The organism is Paracoccus sp. L-17 (genome assembly GCF_056857655.1).
This window is the reverse complement of record NZ_JBSXNM010000029.1, coordinates 88,793-105,270: the sequence shown is the minus strand read 5'-3', so window position 1 is coordinate 105,270 and position 16,478 is coordinate 88,793. Positions and strand designations below refer to the sequence as shown.

The following is a 16,478-nucleotide window of genomic DNA, read 5'->3' as shown; positions in this document are numbered from 1 at the left end:
GGAAAGCCCATGATCACGCCTTCCATTGGCGAAATCACGCGCGGCGACGCCACCGCGATGATCGCTGCGACCCGCCACCGCGGGTTGTCCGGCCTGTCGCGCGGCCCGATTGCGACCGTCCGGCGCACAGCCGTCCTGGCGCCACAAGGACAGATCGCGCCATGAACATGCATTCCCCGGCGGGCGCGGTTCGCACGACCTGTCCCTATTGCGGCGTCGGCTGCGGCGTGCTGGCGACACCGACACCGGAAGGCGGCCTGACCGTCGCCGGCGACCCCGATCATCCGGCGAATTTCGGAAGGCTTTGCGTCAAGGGTGCCGCCCTGGCCGAAACCGTGGGTTTGCGGGGCCGGCTTCTGGCCCCGCAAATCGACGGGCGCCCGGCCGGCTGGGACGCGGCGCTGGACCTGGTGGCGCGGCGCTTTGCCCGGACCGTCGCCCGGCACGGTCCGGATTCGGTCGCCTTCTACGTCTCGGGGCAGCTGCTGACCGAGGATTACTATGTCGCCAACAAGCTGATGAAGGGCTTTATCGGCAGCGCCAATATCGATACCAATTCACGGCTTTGCATGGCCTCGTCGGTCGCGGGGCATCGGCGCGCCTTCGGCAGCGATACGGTGCCGGGGCTCTATGCGGATCTGGATCAGGCCGATTGCGTCGTCCTTGTGGGTTCGAACCTCGCCTGGTGCCATCCGGTTCTGTTCCAGCGACTGGCGGCCGCGCGCGAGAAACGCGGCACCAGAATCGTCGTGATCGATCCGCGCCGCACCGCCACCTGCGAGATCGCCGATCTTCACCTGCCCATCGCGGCCGGGGCGGATGCCGCCCTGTTCAACAGGCTGCTGGCCGAGATCGACAGGCGCGGACTGATCGCGCCCGGTCCGGCCCTGGACGGACTGGACCAGGCCCTTCTGGCCGCAGACCGGACCGATGCCGCCGTGACCGGGCTGGCGACCGCGGATCTGGCCCGTTTCGTGAACCTGTGGTGCGACAGCGAAAAGGTCGTGACGCTGTTTTCGCAAGGGATCAATCAATCCGACAGCGGCACCGACAAGGTCAACGCGATCCTGAATTGCCATCTCGCGACGGGGCGGATCGGACGACCGGGCATGGGACCGTTTTCCGTCACGGGTCAGCCGAACGCCATGGGCGGGCGCGAGGTCGGCGGGCTGGCCAACATGCTGACCTGCCACCTGGAGATCGAAAACGCCGCCCACCGCGACGCCGTGCGGCGATTCTGGAATGCGCCGCGCATGGCCGAAAGGCCGGGACTGAAGGCCGTGGACATGTTCCGCGCGGTCGAGGAGGGACGGATCAAGGCGCTGTGGATCATGTGCACCAACCCGGCGGTCTCGATGCCCGACGCCGACCGGGTCGCCCGCGCCATCGCCGGCTGTGACTTTACCGTGGTTTCCGACATCATGGCGCGAACCGACACGACGCGGCTGGCCGATGTCCTGCTGCCGGCGACCGGATGGGGCGAAAAGAATGGCACCGTCACCAATTCCGAACGCCGCATCAGCCGCCAGCGGCCCAGCCTCGCGCCCGCGGGGCAGGCGCGCGACGACTGGCGCATCATTGCCGATGTCGCCCGGCGCATGGGATGGGGCGACGCCTTCGGCTGGTCCCACCCGTCAGAAATCTTCGCCGAATATGCGGCGCTTTCGGGGATCGCCGGCGGTCTTGGCAGCGATTTCGACATTTCCGATTGCGCGGGGATCGGCAGGGCCGCCTATGACGGGATGACGCCGTTTCTCTGGCCGCGTGCTGGTGCGCGGCAAGGAGGCCGCTTTTTCGGTGACGGCCGCTATCATACCTTCTCGGGTCGCGGATGCATGGTGGCCGTCGCGCCGCGCCCGCCGCAGCCGGTCACGGGCGAATTTCCCTTCCGCCTCAATACCGGCCGTGTGCGCGATCACTGGCACAGCATGACCCGGACCGGGCTTTCACCCAGCCTCTCGCGTCATCTGGCCGAGCCATTCCTGGAAATCCATCCTCGCGACGCCGCCGCGCTTGGCTTGTCACCCGCAAGTCTGGCGCGGGTCAGCGGAGCGCAGGGAGATGCGCTGCTGCGCGTCCTGGTCACCGACCGCGTCGCTGCCGGGCAACCCTTTGCCCCGATGCATTGGAGCGCCGAGACAGCGGCTTCGGGGCGCATCAATAGCGCCATACCCGCGCTGGTGGACGCTGTTTCGGGCCAGCCGGCGCTGAAATCGTCGCCCGCAGCCATTCGGCCCTTTGGCGCGGTCTGGTATGGCTTTGCGATATCCCAGGCCCCGATCAGGCCCGATTGCGAATATTGGGCGGTCTCGGCCCTGGCTGGCGGCTATCAGGCGGAACTGGCCGGGCTGCACGAACCCGATGACTGGACCGCCTTTGCAAAGCACCTGTTCTCTTTGACATCAGATCCGCTTGCCGTGCATGACCGGCGGCGCGGCCTTGCACGATTGGCCTTTGCCGGAAACGGCCGCGTGCAGGCGGCGCTTTTCGTCTCTGGCGAGCCGGTTGCCCTGTCGCGCCATCATGTCGCTGCGGCGCTTGGCTGTGACATGGACGCGAACCTGTTGGCCGGCCGTCCGGGTGTCCACCAGCCGGACGAGGGCGCGATCGTCTGCGCCTGCGCCACCGTCGGCATGAACAGCCTGGTACGCGCGATCACGACGCAAGGACTGGTGACGCTGGATGCGGTCGGCAAGGCGCTTGGCGCCGGCGCCAATTGCGGTTCCTGCCGCCCCGAGATCAGCAACCTGCTGACAAGGCTCGGCGATCCCGATCTGCCAAAGCCCGGAAACGGGTTCGATGCCGATTGACAATCAATATCGGTAAAATTATCTTTATAAAAGCCACACAAATTAAATCTATTGATAGCGCGGCTTTCATAAACGCAAGATGACCATTCGCAACCTGAGAACCTTGATCGCCTTTGCCGATCACGGCACCTTTTCGGCTGCGGCGGAAGCCGTCTTCATTACCCATGCCGCCGTCAGCCAGCAGATGAAATCGCTGGAACAGGAATGGAATGTCGTTCTGTTCGACCGTTCCCGCCGGACACCCGTGCTGACATCGGTCGGCAAGGCGCTTGTCGCAAAGGCGCGCGAGATCGTCGCCGCCTATGACGGCATGGTCCTGTCCGTGTCGGGCGAAGCGGCGTTCAGCGGCGAACTGATCCTGGGCGCCGTGCCGACGACGCTGACCGGCCTGGTTCCGTTCGTCATTTCCATGCTGAAATCCGAACATGCCGGGCTGCTGGTTCGCGTCGTGCCGGGCCAGACCACGGAACTGGCCTTGCAGGTCGAACGCGGCGCGCTGGACGCGGCGATCCTGACCCGTCTGCCGGCGGTTCCGCGACGGCACGAGTGGCAGGAAATCGCCCAAGAGAACATGGTGCTGCTCGCCTCCAGGCAATCTGTCAGCGACGACCCGATCGAGCTGCTTCGGAGCCATGCCTTCATCCGGTTTTCGCGCGAAGCCGTGGTCGGCACGATGATCGAAAACTGGCTGCAGTCGCAAGGCATCGAAGTCAAGGAAAGCATGGAACTGGCCAATCTCGATATCATTGCCAGCATGGTCTATGCAAATCTGGGGGTTTCGATCGTTCCGGTGCAGGCGGTCCCGCCTCCGATCAGCCTGCCCTTGAAGCGCCTTGCCCTTTCCCCGGCCATGCCCCGCCGGGTTCTGGGGCTCTTGTCGCGGTCGGACAATGTGAAGGGGCAGGTGCTGGAGCAGCTTTTGCAGAAGCTGCGCGAAGCGGTCGAAATCGGCCGGTTCACGCCGCCCGGAACCGCGGTCTAGACCATGTCCCGAAGCGGAATCGCGATCCCGGCCACGAACATCATCACGATCAGCAGGCGCCGGAACTGGTCATCGCTCAGGTGCTTGAATGTCCACAGGCCCATCTGCGCGGCGATCAGCGTTACCGGCAAAGCGATGGCCATCACCTTCAGGGACGCCGCGTCGTAGACGCCATCCATTGCCATCAGCGTTGCCGAAATTCCCAGGACGACGACGTTGTAGGGCTGCAAGACGGCACGGCTCTGTTCCTTGGTCCAGTCTCGCATCGAGATCCACATCGTCGGCAGGGCGCCCGACAAACCCGATACCGCGCCAAGAAAGCCGCCGACCAGCCCGATTCCGCTGTCGATGATCGGGGTCGGGCGACGCAGGCTGGGCAGGTCGCGCCGCAGCGTGAAGAAGCCACCATAGAGGATCATGAATCCGGCGACGATGAACTTCAGAAAATCGGCGTCGATGCGATGCAGAAGGCGCAATCCGATCGGAATACCGATCAGCGCGGGTATCAGGAACCGGGACAGCTGCCGCCATTCGATCGCGCGACGCACAAGGATTGCCCCCTGCACCCCGCTGACGACCGACATGACCAGAACCACCGACACGGCCTGGGTTGGTGGCATCACCTGCAGCCACCAGCCAAGCGTGAAAAGCGCGGTTCCGAAGCCGGCCAGCCCGTTCACGAACCCGCCCGAAAACGCTCCGGCCACCAGGACCAGAAGATATTCGCCGTTCACGCAGGAACCTTGAAGAACGGAGCGGGCACGAGCAGCTTGTTCTCGACCTTCGCGACCAGGGGACGCATCTGTTTGGCATAGGACTGCCATTCCGGCGACGCCTGCAACTGCTTGCGCCGCTGGAAACGGTCGTCAAGCGATTCATAGCCCCACATATGCACGATCTGGTTCAATGGTCCGAAATCGGTGTAGTAGTAGCCGACCATCCTGCCCAGGATGCGAACCTGAACCTCCATTCCCTGTTCTTCGTAAAGTTTCAGAAAGACCGGTACGTTTCCTGCGTTCAGCGTGTAGATGCGTTCATCGACAAACATCGTTTCCTCATGCATTCGGAAGGGAAAGAATGATCCAGAGCGGCCGGCATGCCTGTCGGCGCGGCCCAGAGCCGCGATGGCGGACCTGCCACCAACGGCAAGCCTTCGGCGACATCCGCAGGCCGGCACGAAGATTGCTGACACCTGACACCAGCGCGACAATGCCAGCGCGGGCCGGGCGATCGCCATGGTCTTCGGCCCCGGGCAGGATCAGACTGCCGGACAGACCGCTGACTTCCTCAGCCGATGACTTCGTCCGTTCTGTCATCGGTTTCCCCATACCGCTTGAGGACGGCGGGGCGCGTCCCTTCATAGACCTTGGCAAGACCGCCTGCGATCTTCGCGTTCTCGCGTTCGAACAGGCAATTGCCCTCGATGTCGGATGCGACGATGAAAGGTCCCATGTTTTCCGCCTCGATCACCCACATCGCCTGGGCCAGGCCCAGTTCCTTGCGCCAGTGCAGGCCTTTGACATTCTTGATTCCGCGCCCCAGCAGGGCGCCGGTGCCATAGCCGACGGTGGTCAGATAGATGGCGCCGTTGGGAACGAATTTGGTCCGATAGTCTTCCGGGCTCATGCCGCCCTTGCCGATGATGATGCGCGCGCCCGAGATGCGGAACCAGTCCGCGATCCACCTGGAAAAACGGAAACTGGCTGTCGCGGTCACGGCACCCATGTCGAAGCTGCCATCGTCGCGTTGCGCCGCGGCTGGCGCACAGTGGAAATTGGCCGCGCTTTCGGCCGGCAGGTCCATCGGGATGGGGACACCTTCCTCGATCGCGCGCTTGTAGACACCTTCCCGGCCGGTATAGATCACGCCGTCCAGATGCACGATGTCCCCCAGCTTCAATGCTGCAAGGTCTTCGGGCGACGGTGTCGTCGAAAGGCGAATGATCTTGTGGGTCATGACATTTTCTCCTTCAAGCGCGGGGCTTGGAGCCATCTTTTCGCAGCCGGATCCTTGCGGCCTTCCGCATCGGGCCGCGTCAGGTTGCGCGGGTGCCGGATGCTACTGTGCCGCGGTCGCGGTCGCGGGCCATTCGACCGTCTCGCGGCGCTGAAACGGGGTGAACCATTGCGGATCGGTGCGGTGTTCGACCCGCCCGTCGGCATGGACCCGCGCGCAGGCCCGCCGGGATGACAGGCAGAAGGCGTGAACACTCATCTGCATCCCGCCGGTGTGGCAATAGCCAACCTCGATATGGCAATCGACGACCATCGACTTGCCGACGAAACCCATGGCGCCCATGCCGATCGAGTTGCCGAGTTCCTTGAACTCCATCTCCAGCTCGGCGATCCTGGGGTCGGGGTTGCGGTCGCCGACGGTGCGCAGGCAGGCGGCGCGCTTGCCCAGCACCATGCAGGTATCCTTCGAGCCGCCCAGCCCGATACCGATGATCGCCGGCTGGCAGGCCAGACCGCGTTTGCCGAAGGCGACAAGACTGTCCAGATAGAACCGCTTGATCCCCTCGATCCCGTCGGATGGAAACAGCATCCGGTAATCGGTGCCGAACAGGCCGCCCTTGTGCACGGTCGTCAGGTCGATCCAGTCGCCCTGGCCGGGGGCTGACGGCTCGAAACCGTATTCGATCTCGGGCGCGTTGATACCGACATTGTTGTCGTGATCGGTACGCCACAGCGGATGGACCCGGTTGGGGCGCAGCGGAACGCCGTTCGTCGCGGTCGCCGTCGCCCGACGCAGGGCTTCTTCCAATGCGACGGGACCGCCCTCGATCTGCGCCTCGTTGCCCATCTTGACATACCAGCGCGGGCACCCCGTATCACCGCACATCGCGCGGCGATCCTCCTTTGCGGCCTTGTAGTTCTCCAGCATGGCTTGAAGAACGAAGGACGACAGATCGCCGTCCTCGACACTGGCCGTGGCTTCAAGCCCATCGAGATAGTCTTGCGGGATCTCGATGGCCGCCTTGTCCATCAGCACTTCGGCGGTGGATTCGATGAGGTCTATGGAAATCATGGATCGTCTCCTTTACCGGGCCGCCTGCACCAGCGTCTCGGGCTCGCCCTCGGGCAGCACGGTTTCGCCCGGCCGAACGATTGTGAACCGGACCGGGTCGCGCGATACGCGCAGCCCCTCGGCGGTTTTCCGCGCCACCGTGAAATACGAGGTTTCCAGATCTCCCTGATCGGGAAAATCCTCGCGGAAATGCGCGCCTCGCGAATTCTCGCGCGCCAGGGCAGCCTCGGCGATGACTTCGGACACGTCGACCAGCGATGCCAGGTTGAGCCAGTCGTGCCAGGTCAGGTTGAACGCCAGGTTGGACGGATCGACGCCGATATCCTGCAGGTCGGTGGCGACCGTCGCGATCTTTTTCAGGCCGCTGATCAATCCCTGTTCGGTCCGCATGACGCCGACATCGTCCCACATCGCGTCCTGCAATACGCGGCGCAGGTTCTGGACATTGCCGACAGGCTTGCCAAACGGGCGTCGCGCGCGCTCGATCTCGGCCGACAGGATATTCTCATCCGGATCGCGCAGTGCCGTCATGGCGCGAATGTCGCGGCCCATCACGTCACCCGCGATACCGCCATAGACGGTCGAATTGGCGACGCCATTTCCGCCCAGCCTGTTCGATCCATGCGCCCCGCCCGCATCCTCGCCGGCGACATACAGCCCTTCCATGGCCGTGCGGGTATCGACATCGACAACGACGCCGCCCATGAAATAATGCGCGGTCGGCACCACCTCCACCTTGCCGCCGGCAAGATCGAAGCCCGAATCGGCGCAGCGCTGGACCATGCCCTTGAACTTCTTCGCAACGATGTCGGGGCCAAGATGCGCCATCGAGATGAACACCCCGCCATTGGGCGATGAATTGTTCTTGCGCATCTCCGAATAGATGCCGCGGCTGACCACGTCGCGGGTCGAGCGTTCGCCGCGGGTGTCATAATCGTACATGAACCGGTGATCGTTGCCGTTCAGCAGATGCCCGCCCGCGCCGCGCAACCCTTCTTCCAGAACGGTGCCGGTCATCTTGGTATGGTCGCCGGCCAGCAGCCCGGTCGGATGGAACTGAACCATCTCCATGTCGCGCAGCGGCAGCCCCGCGCGCAGCGCCATTGCAAGCCCGTCCATCGTCTTGTCGCCCGAGGGCGTGTGGTATTTGTACATGGTGGGGCCGCCACCCGTTGCCATCAGCACCGTCCTGGCGCGGACAAAGCGGAACTTTCCGCTGCGCATGTCGATGAACAGGACCCCGGCGAGGGCCGAGCCATCCTTGGTCGGGATCAGTCCGACGGCGCGATGCTCCTGAAGCTTTTCGATCGGGCGGGCCAGAACCTGTTCCATCAGCCGGTTGATGATCTCGATCCCGGTCAGATCGCCCTTGTGCACCGTGCGATCGGCCGTCTGTCCCGCGAACGCCTTGTGATGCAGCGAGCCGTCCGCAACCCGGTCGAAGAAGCAGCCGATTTCGTTTTCCAGTTCGCGGACACGCACGACCGCCTGTTCGCACAGCCGCCAGGCCATGTCCTGATCCGGCAGCCACTTGCCGCCGACGATCGTGTCCATGAAATGCCGCTCGACGGTGTCTCCATGTCCCAGGGCCACATTGTAGCCGCCCTGAACCATGCGGGTGCAGCCGCATTTGCCGATCAGCCCCTTGACCGCGATGGTGATCTTGGTCCCCGGCGGCGCCGATTGCTGGGCATGCAGCGCACCGAAAAGCCCTGCTCCGCCGGTGCCAAGGATCAGGATGTCGGTGTCGTGACGATCGATATCGCTTTTCAGGGGCATGATCACACCGCTTGCAGGAAAAAGGTTCCGGAGACGAGAACCGAGAGGCCCACCGCCCCCGCCGCCAGCGTCTTCTGGCGAGAGGTCCATGGCATCAGTTCAAGCGCGAGAAGGCGCAACCCTCCGAAGAAATGGACGGCCAGCAGGAAGACCAGCCCGAATTCCGCGAATTTTACCAGCGGCATGTCCGTCCATGCCAGGAATCCGTCCAGCCGCGCGGCTTCGTTCAGGGCCATGGACAGAACCCAGAAATGCGCCGGCAGGAACAGGGCCAGCAAGGCCCCCGAGACGCGATGAAGAATGAAGGCATACCAGAGCGGATGGGTGCGGTGCGGGCGGATCATGCGACACCCCCGGGGGCGGTAACGGCCCAGACGGCGCGCACGCCCATCCAGACCAGAACCAGAAAGGCAATCCAGGTCAGCACGGAAAGGGCGCGCGCCCCAAGACCCAGCCATTCATGTGCGATGACGCGCAGGCCGATCGCCGCGTGGACAGACACGGCAATGACAAAAGTCCCGTAAAACGTCGCCCAGGCAAAGCTGCCCTGCGTTCGTCCCAGGATCTCGGCTGCGCTCAGCCCGCCCTGAATCGCATAGATCATCACCGCGAGGTGCCCGATGACCAGAGGCGCCATGACCAGCGCCGACAATCGCTGCAGCAGGTAAAGCCGGATGTCCAGCATCGGTCAGGTCCTCCGCCTGAAGAACGCGGCGGCGGTCGCCCGCTTCAGCCCGGCGATCGCGTCCATCGGATTCAGTCCGTTGGGGCAGAAATGCGCGCAACTTCCCATCGAGTGACAGTTGTGGCAGCCACCGGCGCCGCTGACCGCATCAAGGATTTTGCGCGAACCCGCATCCCTGGAATCGTTGTAGAGCGTCCAGGCACGATTCAGCGCCGCGGGACCGAGGAAATCGGGATTCCCGGCCACGGTATCGCATGACGCATAGCAGACCGAGCAGTTGATGCATTCGATCCCGGCATCGGCCTTTACCCGCTGAACGCTCGCCGGGTCGATCTCCTCGATCTGGTCGTTGCGGGTCTTCGACGGGTGGAACACGCCTTCCGCCTTGACCCATTTCTCGAAAAACGGGTCCATGTCGGCCGCGAGATCCTTGATGACCGGCAGATTGCGCAGCGGCCCGATCTCGATGCAATTGTCCTTCAGCACCTTCTTGACATGCGTGCGACAGGTCCAGCGCGGCTGGCCGTTCACCATCATCGCGCAGGATCCGCACATTCCGACGCGACATGCAAAACGGTATGACAGCGTGGGATCGTCGTTCTGCTGGATCCACGCCACGACATCCAGCACGGTCTGGCTGTCTTGCGCGGGAACGTCAAAGATCTGGAATTCGCCACCTTCATGGTCGCCGCGCCAAACGGAAACCTTCATACGGGTATCGGTCGAAGACACGGTGCCGGATCCTTGTCTGCTTGCGTGATGTTCATCTCTTTCCAACGATGCATACGTTTAAATGAAAGTTACAAAAAGCGACAATTACTATACAATCGTGTTAGTTTAGCTGACATATTCGGGCGGGGCACCTCTGTCGCATCACCCGATCGCCGGTGGCCTGCGCCGAATATCCGGAACAAGCCCCTTGCGCTTTCCTTGAATACATCCATATACCATCCATACAGATGGAGAATGGAAGATGGGCAACGTCACGCAGATCGGCCAAAGGATGCCCGAGAACGAGAAGATCACCATCAATATGGGATTCGTGGATCTCGGCAGGATCGACCTGCTCGTGCAGGAAGGATTCTATTCCAATCGCAGCGACTTCATTCGCACGGCGATCCGCAAGCAGTTGGACACGCATGGCGACGCGGTGGCCAGATCGATCGAACGGCATACGATGGAGCTTGGCCTGCGCGACTACAGCGCAGCCGATCTGAAGGCCGCGCGCGATGCGCATGAAATACTGCATATCAAGGTCGTCGGCCTCGTGCGGATCGCATCCGACGTGACGCCGGAACTCGCCCTCGCGACGATCGGGTCCATCGACGTGCTGGGGGCCCTTCAGGCCAGCCCTGAGGTCAAGAAGGCACTTGGGTCGCGTATCCGCTGACCCCCAATCAAGGAAAAACAGAGATGACAGACGATGCAAGCTCGGCGATGCGCCGGGCCAGTGACCTTGTGCGCGCCGGAAACCCGATCGCTGCCACGGAAATGATCCGGGCCGCTTTGCGCGGCACGGCCGCGTCCGCCATGTCGCGACCGGGGCCGGTTCCGGAAACGCTGCGCGCGGCAGAAGATGTCGCGCCCTTCGGCAAGGGCCGGGGTTTGCGCAAGACCCTGGCCGAACTGGCCGCCCGAGGACGGCCGGGCGGCGGGGTGGGCGGTGCGCCCGCACCCGAGCCGGTGCTGCCCAGGGGTGCCCGCTTCGACCATGGCAGTTTCACCTGCCCGGCGGGAGAGCGGGCATACCGTCTCTACATTCCCGACCTGCGAGCGCGGCGCCCTGCCGGTCTGGTGATGATGCTGCATGGATGCACCCAATCGCCTGCGGATTTCGCGAATGGCACCGGGATGAACCGGATCGCCGATGCCCATGACCTGATCGTGGTCTATCCCGGCCAGTCGCGTGGGGCGAACATGCAATCGTGCTGGAACTGGTTCGCGCCGTCCGATCAGGAACGCGGAAGCGGAGAACCCGCGATCCTCGCCGGTCTGGCCGTTCAGATCCGTCAGGATCACGACATCCCCGAGGACAGGATTTTCGTTGCCGGATTGTCGGCCGGCGGTGCGATGGCGGTGATCCTCGGACGGGCCTACCCGGATGTGTTCACTCATGTGGGGGTGCATTCCGGTCTGCCCTACAAGGCGGCCCGCGACGTGCAATCCGCCTTCGCGGCGATGGGCGGCAGCTTGCGCCAGACTTCTGGCGCACCCCTCCGCCCGCTGCCGACGATCGTGTTTCACGGTGCGGCGGACGCCACCGTCAACGCGGCCAACGGACAGCGGATCGTGGACGAGGCGGGCGCCGCCGGGGCCGAGCTGCGCGATAGCGGCACGATGGGCGGGCGCCGCTATATCCGTGATACTGTGCTGGCCCCGAACGGTCAGCCGATCCTTGAACATTGGCGCATCGACGGGCTGGGCCACGCCTGGTCGGGCGGCGATGCGACCGGCTCCTATGCCGATCCGGCCGGCCCCGACGCAAGCGCGGAAATGGTGCGGTTCTTTCTTGACGCGACCGGGACGGTTTCATGACATGACCTCCTTCCCGACATGCTCCGTCGCGGCCAAAACCACCTTCGGTCCGACAAGGGGCCGGATGGCGGCAAGGTCGGAAACTGCCGCCCCAGGCCACGCGACGCAGCCTGCCGGGGTCTCCGGCCGGCCTGTGCGCATCGTCCCGGCCGCGGCGACGTCGGGTCAGGTCCGGCCTTTCGCGGAACCAAGATGATCGGCCTTTTCCGCATCGCGCGCACCCATCGGTTCGTCCGGGCCGACGGTCGAGTCGGCGGCGGTCTGGGCCTCGATCTCGGCGTTCAACTCGGCTCCGAGCAGGACGATGAAGGCCGAAATCCACAACCACATCAGCAGGATGATGACACCCGCCATGCTGCCGAAGGTCTGGTTGTAGCTGCCGAAATTGCCGACGTAGAGAGAGAAGGCGATCGATGCGAGGATCCAGATCACGCAGGCCGCGATCGCGCCGGGCGTCAGCCATCGCCATTCCGCGTCATCGCGCGACGGACCATATCGGTAAAGAACCGCAAGCCCGATTATCGTCATGATCGCAAGCAGGATCCAGCGCGACAAGGCCAGCACCGTTTTCAGCCAGCCCGGCAGGGCGACAAGATCCAGCGCGACCGGCACCGCCAGCGCCGCGAGAAGCCCCAGCAGCAGGCCGACGATCAGAAACACCGTCAGGCCAAGGGTCCACAGGGTCTTGCGGATGAATCCGCGATCCTCGTCTTCATCATAGGCGACGTTCAGCCCTTCCATCAGGCTGCTCATTCCCTTGGACGCGGAATAGATCGCAAGCAACAGGCCGATCAGGAACGCGATCCCCAGGCCCGCATCCTGCGATCCCGCGACGGCGACCGCCTGATCGAGGATGATCTGCGCGGCCTGCCTGGGGATCATCTGGGTCAGCGTCGCAAGCTGCGCGGTCACCTGGGCAGGGTCAAGCACCATGCCCGCCAGCGCCATCAGCGCCGTGATGGCCGGAAAGATCGCCAGCAAGGCGTAGAACGCGACGCCCGCGGCAAGGAGGCCAACGTGATCCGAGACCAGTTCGTCCTTCACGCGAAGGGCGATGTCCTTCCATCCTGCCGCGGGAATTTCCGCCGGGGTGTCGGCGTTTCTGCCACGGGTCATGCGATGCCTCTTTTGCTGAATCCGGCCCGCACGGGATGCGCGGACCGGCAGGTTTCACGGCGTTTTTCGATCACGACCTGTTCTGGACATCGCCCAGGTTCTGCTTCTCGGCCTCGGTTTCGGCTGCGCCCGCGATCCGCTCGCCCGAGGACTTGGCCTTGTCGATCGCCGATTTCGCCGCGCTGTCCACCTCGTCCCGGGTTTCTTGCGCGATCTTTCTGGCTTCGTCGGTCGCGGCCTCAGCGACCTTGCCGAGTTTCTCTTTCTCCTCGGCGTAAAGACGTTCGGCCTCTTCCATCAATCGATCGCTCTGTTCGCCCAGATAACGGTCCTCGGTCCGGCTGCGCGGCAGTGCCGCACCAATGGCGGCGCCGACGGCAAGGGCAAGCGCACCCGCGATGAGCGGCTGTTCCTCGAAGATATCGACGGCCATGTCGCGGCCTTGACGGGCATATCGCAGCGACGCGTCGCGTGCCTCGATCGCGCTTTCACGCGCGGCGATCACGCGATCGCGTGCTTCCTCGGACAGGGCCTCGGTGCCCTCGGCCAGCCGCGCCCGCATGGCTGCCGCGCGATCCGATGCGCTGGTCGCCGCAGCGCGCGCGCTGTCGGCAACCGCGCGGCCGGTATCCGCCACCCCATCGGCGGCACCCTTGACCGTATCCGTGACCGATCCGGCCGCGCGTCTGGTGGTATCCGCGACAGAGGCGCCAGGGCCGCGCCCCGATCCCCCGGCCCCGGACGCCGCCTCCGAGGCATTCCCGGCGACGCCCGGGGCGGTGTATTCTGCCCGCGATGACAGGCCAAGTCCGTCACTGTCATGGTCTCGCGCCCAGGAGGGGGTGTTTTCGGGCCGCGCGAAACGTCCCGTCCCGGTCACGGGCCGGGACCTGTGATCATCCGCGACACCGCTACGCGCATCGTGACCGTGCCGGCGGTCATACCGGCCGTCCTTGTCGTCATCATCGAACCGGCCATGGCGCGCATCGCGGGCGGCATGGTCGTGCCCGCCGCTTCTGTCGCTCAGCATGAGCCAGGCGAGGCCGGCCCCGGTCAGCGCCAATGCCAGCGGATTGCGCTTCACCGCATCCGATACGGAACGGCCGATATCGCCGCCATGCTCGCGGACCTGATCACTTACCTGCCGCGCGAGGCTTTCGATCGAAAACCTGTCTTGCAGGTCCGACAGCGTATTGGTCAGACCGGCGCGTTCGCGTTCGATATCGCGTTCGATCTCTTTGGGGGAACGGGTCTCATTGGTCATCATAGGCCTCCTTCACGGCGCGCGCGTCGCGCTTGACGTTCTTCGCGGTCCTGCTGGGGGCGAGACTGCTGAGTTTCAGGTTGTCCTTGCCCTTCTTGAGCATCACGTAGGCGATGATCGCGAAGACGACCCCGACGATCAGCGCCGACCAGCCGCCGGGGATCCCGGCCTCGGTCAGGGCGGCGACAAGGGCGGCAGACAACACGTTGAGAGCGGTCAGCGCCACCACGAGGGCGCCGATGATCAAGCCGATGGCGGCGCCGGCATTGTTGACGTTTTCGTTGATTTCCGCACGGGCCAGATCGACCTCGTTGCGAACCAGGCTGCTGACATGGGACAATGCGTCGTTCAGCAAGCCGCTGGCGGACTTGTTCGGTTCGGTGCTCATGCTGATGTTCCTTTCGCTGTCGTGACGGGGGCCGGGCTTTGCAGCGGATCGGCGGCTGCGGGGCCGGACATGCCAGCCAACGAGGGGTTGGCGGGCTGTGATGGCCTGCTGCCTGACGCCTTGGCGAACCGGGTCGCTGCAAACCCAAGGAGTGCCGCGCCCCCCAGGAAAGCCAACGGATTGCGCCGCGCAAAGTCGTTGAGGGTTCCGACGACCTCGCCCAAATCCTTGTTTCGCATGGCTTCCGAGGCATCGGCCAGCCCGTCCGCGATCTGGCTGAAGGTGCGTTCCTGAGGCGATCCGTCACGCATCTCATCGGCCGCGGTCCGCAGCGCGGAGGCGACATCCTTCACCTCGCCCGCCAACGCGCCCTTGGCCTTGTCGGCCTGTCGTGTCGCTTCGTGGGAAACCTTCCCGGCCACATCCTGCGCCCGCTCCTTCACCTCTTCCGACGCCGAGCTCGCAGCCGACTTGGCCCTGCTCGTCGTGTCCTGGTGCGCAGTCGGCTTCTGTTGGTCAGTATTCGTCACAGCTAAATCCTTTCAAGTTGCGCGATCCGCTTGCAGACCGCGAGAATGGGACGGCCACGGATCAGCGAGGCGGTCACGGTCCAGGCCACCTTGCCCGCGCCGCGCGGTCAGCCCGCCCGTGCTGCGGTGCGACAAGTACGGGTCGCACCCATGACATCCTTGCCGGGCTTCATCGAACTTGCGGGCCGCCCTCTGTGCCGGCGTTTCGCGCGAATCCCCCGATCACATGCCGATCCATGACCACGTGGCGACGTTTCCGCCCGCGGCAGTCAGGGATAGTCGTTCCGAGGGGCCGGGTGTGCCGGCCAGAAATCCACAGAGGTGCAGCCCGAACACTCATGAAATTCGCAACAGGGCTTTCGCGGGAAAACCGGGATCGCCCGTTGGTCCGGCGGCATGAACGCTTCCACGCCGCCGAACCCTTGTCTGGCGTCTGAGCCTGGTCGTCGTCAGTTCGACATCGAACCCGTAGAGCCGCGCTTCTGTTCGATCGCGTCGGCGGCCTTCATTTCCGGGGTGTCGGTGCACGCCGTAATGACCTCCTCGACCGGGATCTCGAACATTCCGCTGACGCGCATGATGGCGACGTCGCCACCGGCGCTGCCAGCCTGGCTGCCGCCGGCATCGGCGGACATTCCGCCGCCCGATTGTCCGCCACCAGACGCCGATGCCGAGGCATCCGCACCTGCCGCGCTGCTGTCAGTGGCCATCGTCGTGTCCGACGCCGCCCCGCTGGAGCCGCTGTTGGCAGAGGTGTTCGCATCGCTCGTGATCGCGCTGCCATCGGCCGCGGTCGCGGCATCCGATGCCGGCTTGTCCATGGCGCTGTTGGCAGAGGTGTTGGCATCGCTTGTCACGGTGCTGCCATCGGCCGCAGTCGTCGCAGAACTGTCGCCGGATGCGGACCCTGTCGCGCCTGACGCCCCCGCCGCAGCCGACTGGCCGCCGCCTTGACCGGCCGACATTCCTGCATCGCTGCCTTTCTTGTACCCGGCGATATAATACAGGGTGCCCGGAACCAGCGCCGTGTCCATGGCAGTAATGTCCGCGCAGGTCACGGAATCCGGGCTTTGTTCTTTGCCCGTGGTCTGTTTGCTCGCAGATTCGGACTGAGCCAGTGCCATATTCGCCGACAAGGCGCAGATGGCGGTGGTCGCTGCGATCCTGATTTTCATTGGCATGATTGATTTCCTCCTCCGGCTGAATTTCAACCATCGGGGAAACCCGGCGCCCAAGGCGGCGGTTCCTGAAGCTTTTGTTAATCGGAACGCGGCGGAGAGGCTGCTGGCAGCGACCGCCCGCGAAATCATTTCGGCCAGGAAACAAGGGCGCGGACGTGATCCGTTGCCAGCCTGCGGCGCC

The 16,478-nt window shown here is 64.4% G+C and carries 18 protein-coding genes; 5 read left to right on the top strand and 13 right to left on the bottom strand.

Annotation, left to right across the window (positions count from 1 at the left end):
• Window positions 1–9 precede the first annotated feature (9 nt).
• The 3 genes from AC13CR_RS04520 (at window position 10) to AC13CR_RS04510 (ending at window position 3,792) form a co-directional block, all read left to right on the top strand.
• Window positions 10–165, top strand: coding sequence for a hypothetical protein (locus tag AC13CR_RS04520; RefSeq protein WP_293767236.1), 156 nt, complete (start codon window positions 10–12; stop codon window positions 163–165).
• Window positions 162–2,810 carry a molybdopterin-dependent oxidoreductase gene (locus AC13CR_RS04515; RefSeq protein WP_482900677.1) on the top strand — a complete coding sequence of 883 codons (2,649 nt, stop codon included), beginning with the start codon at window positions 162–164 and terminating at the stop codon, window positions 2,808–2,810. The genes AC13CR_RS04520 and AC13CR_RS04515 overlap by 4 nt, the downstream gene beginning before the upstream one ends.
• A gap of 79 nt (window positions 2,811–2,889) precedes the next feature.
• Entirely contained in the window at window positions 2,890–3,792 is a 903-nt protein-coding gene (locus AC13CR_RS04510) for a LysR substrate-binding domain-containing protein (protein ID WP_292952010.1), read from the top strand.
• On the opposite strand, the gene AC13CR_RS04505 is transcribed toward AC13CR_RS04510, so the two are convergent.
• The 8 genes from AC13CR_RS04505 to AC13CR_RS04470 form a co-directional block, all read right to left on the bottom strand.
• Complete coding sequence (locus AC13CR_RS04505; protein WP_292952013.1) at window positions 3,789–4,526, bottom strand: sulfite exporter TauE/SafE family protein; 738 nt, start codon at window positions 4,524–4,526, stop codon at window positions 3,789–3,791. The genes AC13CR_RS04510 and AC13CR_RS04505 overlap by 4 nt on opposite strands.
• Entirely contained in the window at window positions 4,523–4,855 is a 333-nt protein-coding gene (locus AC13CR_RS04500; RefSeq protein ID WP_292952016.1) for an NIPSNAP family protein, read from the bottom strand. The genes AC13CR_RS04505 and AC13CR_RS04500 overlap by 4 nt, the downstream gene beginning before the upstream one ends.
• A 224-nt stretch (window positions 4,856–5,079) precedes the next feature.
• Entirely contained in the window at window positions 5,080–5,784 is a 705-nt protein-coding gene (locus AC13CR_RS04495) for a fumarate hydratase C-terminal domain-containing protein (RefSeq protein WP_335662023.1), read from the bottom strand.
• Window positions 5,785–5,850: 66 nt separating this feature from the next.
• Entirely contained in the window at window positions 5,851–6,819 is a 969-nt protein-coding gene (locus tag AC13CR_RS04490; RefSeq protein WP_292952022.1) for a fumarate hydratase, read from the bottom strand.
• 12 nt (window positions 6,820–6,831) lie between these two features.
• On the bottom strand, window positions 6,832–8,598 hold the full coding sequence (locus tag AC13CR_RS04485) for an L-aspartate oxidase (protein WP_292952025.1): 1,767 nt from the start codon (window positions 8,596–8,598) through the stop codon (window positions 6,832–6,834).
• Between the two features lie 2 nt (window positions 8,599–8,600).
• A complete protein-coding gene (gene sdhC / locus AC13CR_RS04480; RefSeq protein ID WP_292952028.1) occupies window positions 8,601–8,942 on the bottom strand; it encodes a succinate dehydrogenase, cytochrome b556 subunit in 342 nt (113 codons plus the stop codon).
• Window positions 8,939–9,283, bottom strand: coding sequence for a succinate dehydrogenase/fumarate reductase transmembrane subunit (locus AC13CR_RS04475; protein ID WP_292952031.1), 345 nt, complete (start codon window positions 9,281–9,283; stop codon window positions 8,939–8,941). Before AC13CR_RS04475 ends, sdhC begins: the two co-directional genes overlap by 4 nt.
• A 3-nt stretch (window positions 9,284–9,286) precedes the next feature.
• Window positions 9,287–9,994, bottom strand: a complete 708-nt coding sequence (locus AC13CR_RS04470; protein ID WP_292952034.1) for a succinate dehydrogenase/fumarate reductase iron-sulfur subunit — start codon at window positions 9,992–9,994, stop codon at window positions 9,287–9,289.
• Window positions 9,995–10,256: 262 nt separating this feature from the next.
• On the opposite strand from AC13CR_RS04470, the gene AC13CR_RS04465 reads away from it, so the two are divergent.
• Window positions 10,257–10,673 carry a CopG family transcriptional regulator gene (locus AC13CR_RS04465; protein ID WP_292952037.1) on the top strand — a complete coding sequence of 139 codons (417 nt, stop codon included), beginning with the start codon at window positions 10,257–10,259 and terminating at the stop codon, window positions 10,671–10,673.
• A 23-nt stretch (window positions 10,674–10,696) separates the two neighbouring features.
• Window positions 10,697–11,818, top strand: a complete 1,122-nt coding sequence (locus tag AC13CR_RS04460; protein ID WP_482900676.1) for an extracellular catalytic domain type 1 short-chain-length polyhydroxyalkanoate depolymerase — start codon at window positions 10,697–10,699, stop codon at window positions 11,816–11,818.
• Window positions 11,819–11,983: 165 nt separating this feature from the next.
• Here the strand turns inward: AC13CR_RS04460 and AC13CR_RS04455 are convergent, their stop codons facing one another.
• From AC13CR_RS04455 to AC13CR_RS04435, 5 genes are all read right to left on the bottom strand, one after another.
• Window positions 11,984–12,934 (bottom strand): YihY/virulence factor BrkB family protein, encoded by a 951-nt coding sequence (locus tag AC13CR_RS04455; protein ID WP_293013099.1) that lies wholly within the window; start codon window positions 12,932–12,934, stop codon window positions 11,984–11,986.
• Window positions 12,935–13,004: 70 nt separating this feature from the next.
• Entirely contained in the window at window positions 13,005–14,198 is a 1,194-nt protein-coding gene (locus AC13CR_RS04450) for a DUF3618 domain-containing protein (protein WP_446233725.1), read from the bottom strand.
• Complete coding sequence (locus AC13CR_RS04445; RefSeq protein WP_292951137.1) at window positions 14,188–14,586, bottom strand: phage holin family protein; 399 nt, start codon at window positions 14,584–14,586, stop codon at window positions 14,188–14,190. Before AC13CR_RS04445 ends, AC13CR_RS04450 begins: the two co-directional genes overlap by 11 nt.
• Window positions 14,583–15,116: a hypothetical protein gene (locus AC13CR_RS04440; RefSeq protein WP_292951134.1), complete on the bottom strand. Its 534-nt coding sequence runs from the start codon at window positions 15,114–15,116 to the stop codon at window positions 14,583–14,585. Before AC13CR_RS04440 ends, AC13CR_RS04445 begins: the two co-directional genes overlap by 4 nt.
• A 449-nt stretch (window positions 15,117–15,565) precedes the next feature.
• Window positions 15,566–16,297, bottom strand: coding sequence for a hypothetical protein (locus AC13CR_RS04435; protein WP_482900675.1), 732 nt, complete (start codon window positions 16,295–16,297; stop codon window positions 15,566–15,568).
• Window positions 16,298–16,478 lie beyond the last annotated feature (181 nt).

Bases quoted from the DNA above. Each gene is read 5' to 3' on its own strand.
- AC13CR_RS04490 (WP_292952022.1), bottom strand. From the start codon at position 6,819: ATGATTTCCATAGACCTCATCGAATCCACCGCCGAAGTGCTGATGGAC.
- sdhC (WP_292952028.1), bottom strand. From the start codon at position 8,942: ATGATCCGCCCGCACCGCACCCATCCGCTCTGGTATGCCTTCATTCTT.
- AC13CR_RS04500 (WP_292952016.1), bottom strand. From the start codon at position 4,855: ATGCATGAGGAAACGATGTTTGTCGATGAACGCATCTACACGCTGAAC.
- AC13CR_RS04445 (WP_292951137.1), bottom strand. From the start codon at position 14,586: ATGAGCACCGAACCGAACAAGTCCGCCAGCGGCTTGCTGAACGACGCA.
- AC13CR_RS04515 (WP_482900677.1), top strand. From the start codon at position 162: ATGAACATGCATTCCCCGGCGGGCGCGGTTCGCACGACCTGTCCCTAT.
- AC13CR_RS04510 (WP_292952010.1), top strand. From the start codon at position 2,890: ATGACCATTCGCAACCTGAGAACCTTGATCGCCTTTGCCGATCACGGC.
- AC13CR_RS04475 (WP_292952031.1), bottom strand. From the start codon at position 9,283: ATGCTGGACATCCGGCTTTACCTGCTGCAGCGATTGTCGGCGCTGGTC.
- AC13CR_RS04465 (WP_292952037.1), top strand. From the start codon at position 10,257: ATGGGCAACGTCACGCAGATCGGCCAAAGGATGCCCGAGAACGAGAAG.
- AC13CR_RS04455 (WP_293013099.1), bottom strand. From the start codon at position 12,934: ATGACCCGTGGCAGAAACGCCGACACCCCGGCGGAAATTCCCGCGGCA.
- AC13CR_RS04460 (WP_482900676.1), top strand. From the start codon at position 10,697: ATGACAGACGATGCAAGCTCGGCGATGCGCCGGGCCAGTGACCTTGTG.
- AC13CR_RS04495 (WP_335662023.1), bottom strand. From the start codon at position 5,784: ATGGCTCCAAGCCCCGCGCTTGAAGGAGAAAATGTCATGACCCACAAG.
- AC13CR_RS04435 (WP_482900675.1), bottom strand. From the start codon at position 16,297: ATGCCAATGAAAATCAGGATCGCAGCGACCACCGCCATCTGCGCCTTG.
- AC13CR_RS04520 (WP_293767236.1), top strand. From the start codon at position 10: ATGATCACGCCTTCCATTGGCGAAATCACGCGCGGCGACGCCACCGCG.
- AC13CR_RS04485 (WP_292952025.1), bottom strand. From the start codon at position 8,598: ATGCCCCTGAAAAGCGATATCGATCGTCACGACACCGACATCCTGATC.
- AC13CR_RS04470 (WP_292952034.1), bottom strand. From the start codon at position 9,994: ATGAAGGTTTCCGTTTGGCGCGGCGACCATGAAGGTGGCGAATTCCAG.
- AC13CR_RS04450 (WP_446233725.1), bottom strand. From the start codon at position 14,198: ATGACCAATGAGACCCGTTCCCCCAAAGAGATCGAACGCGATATCGAA.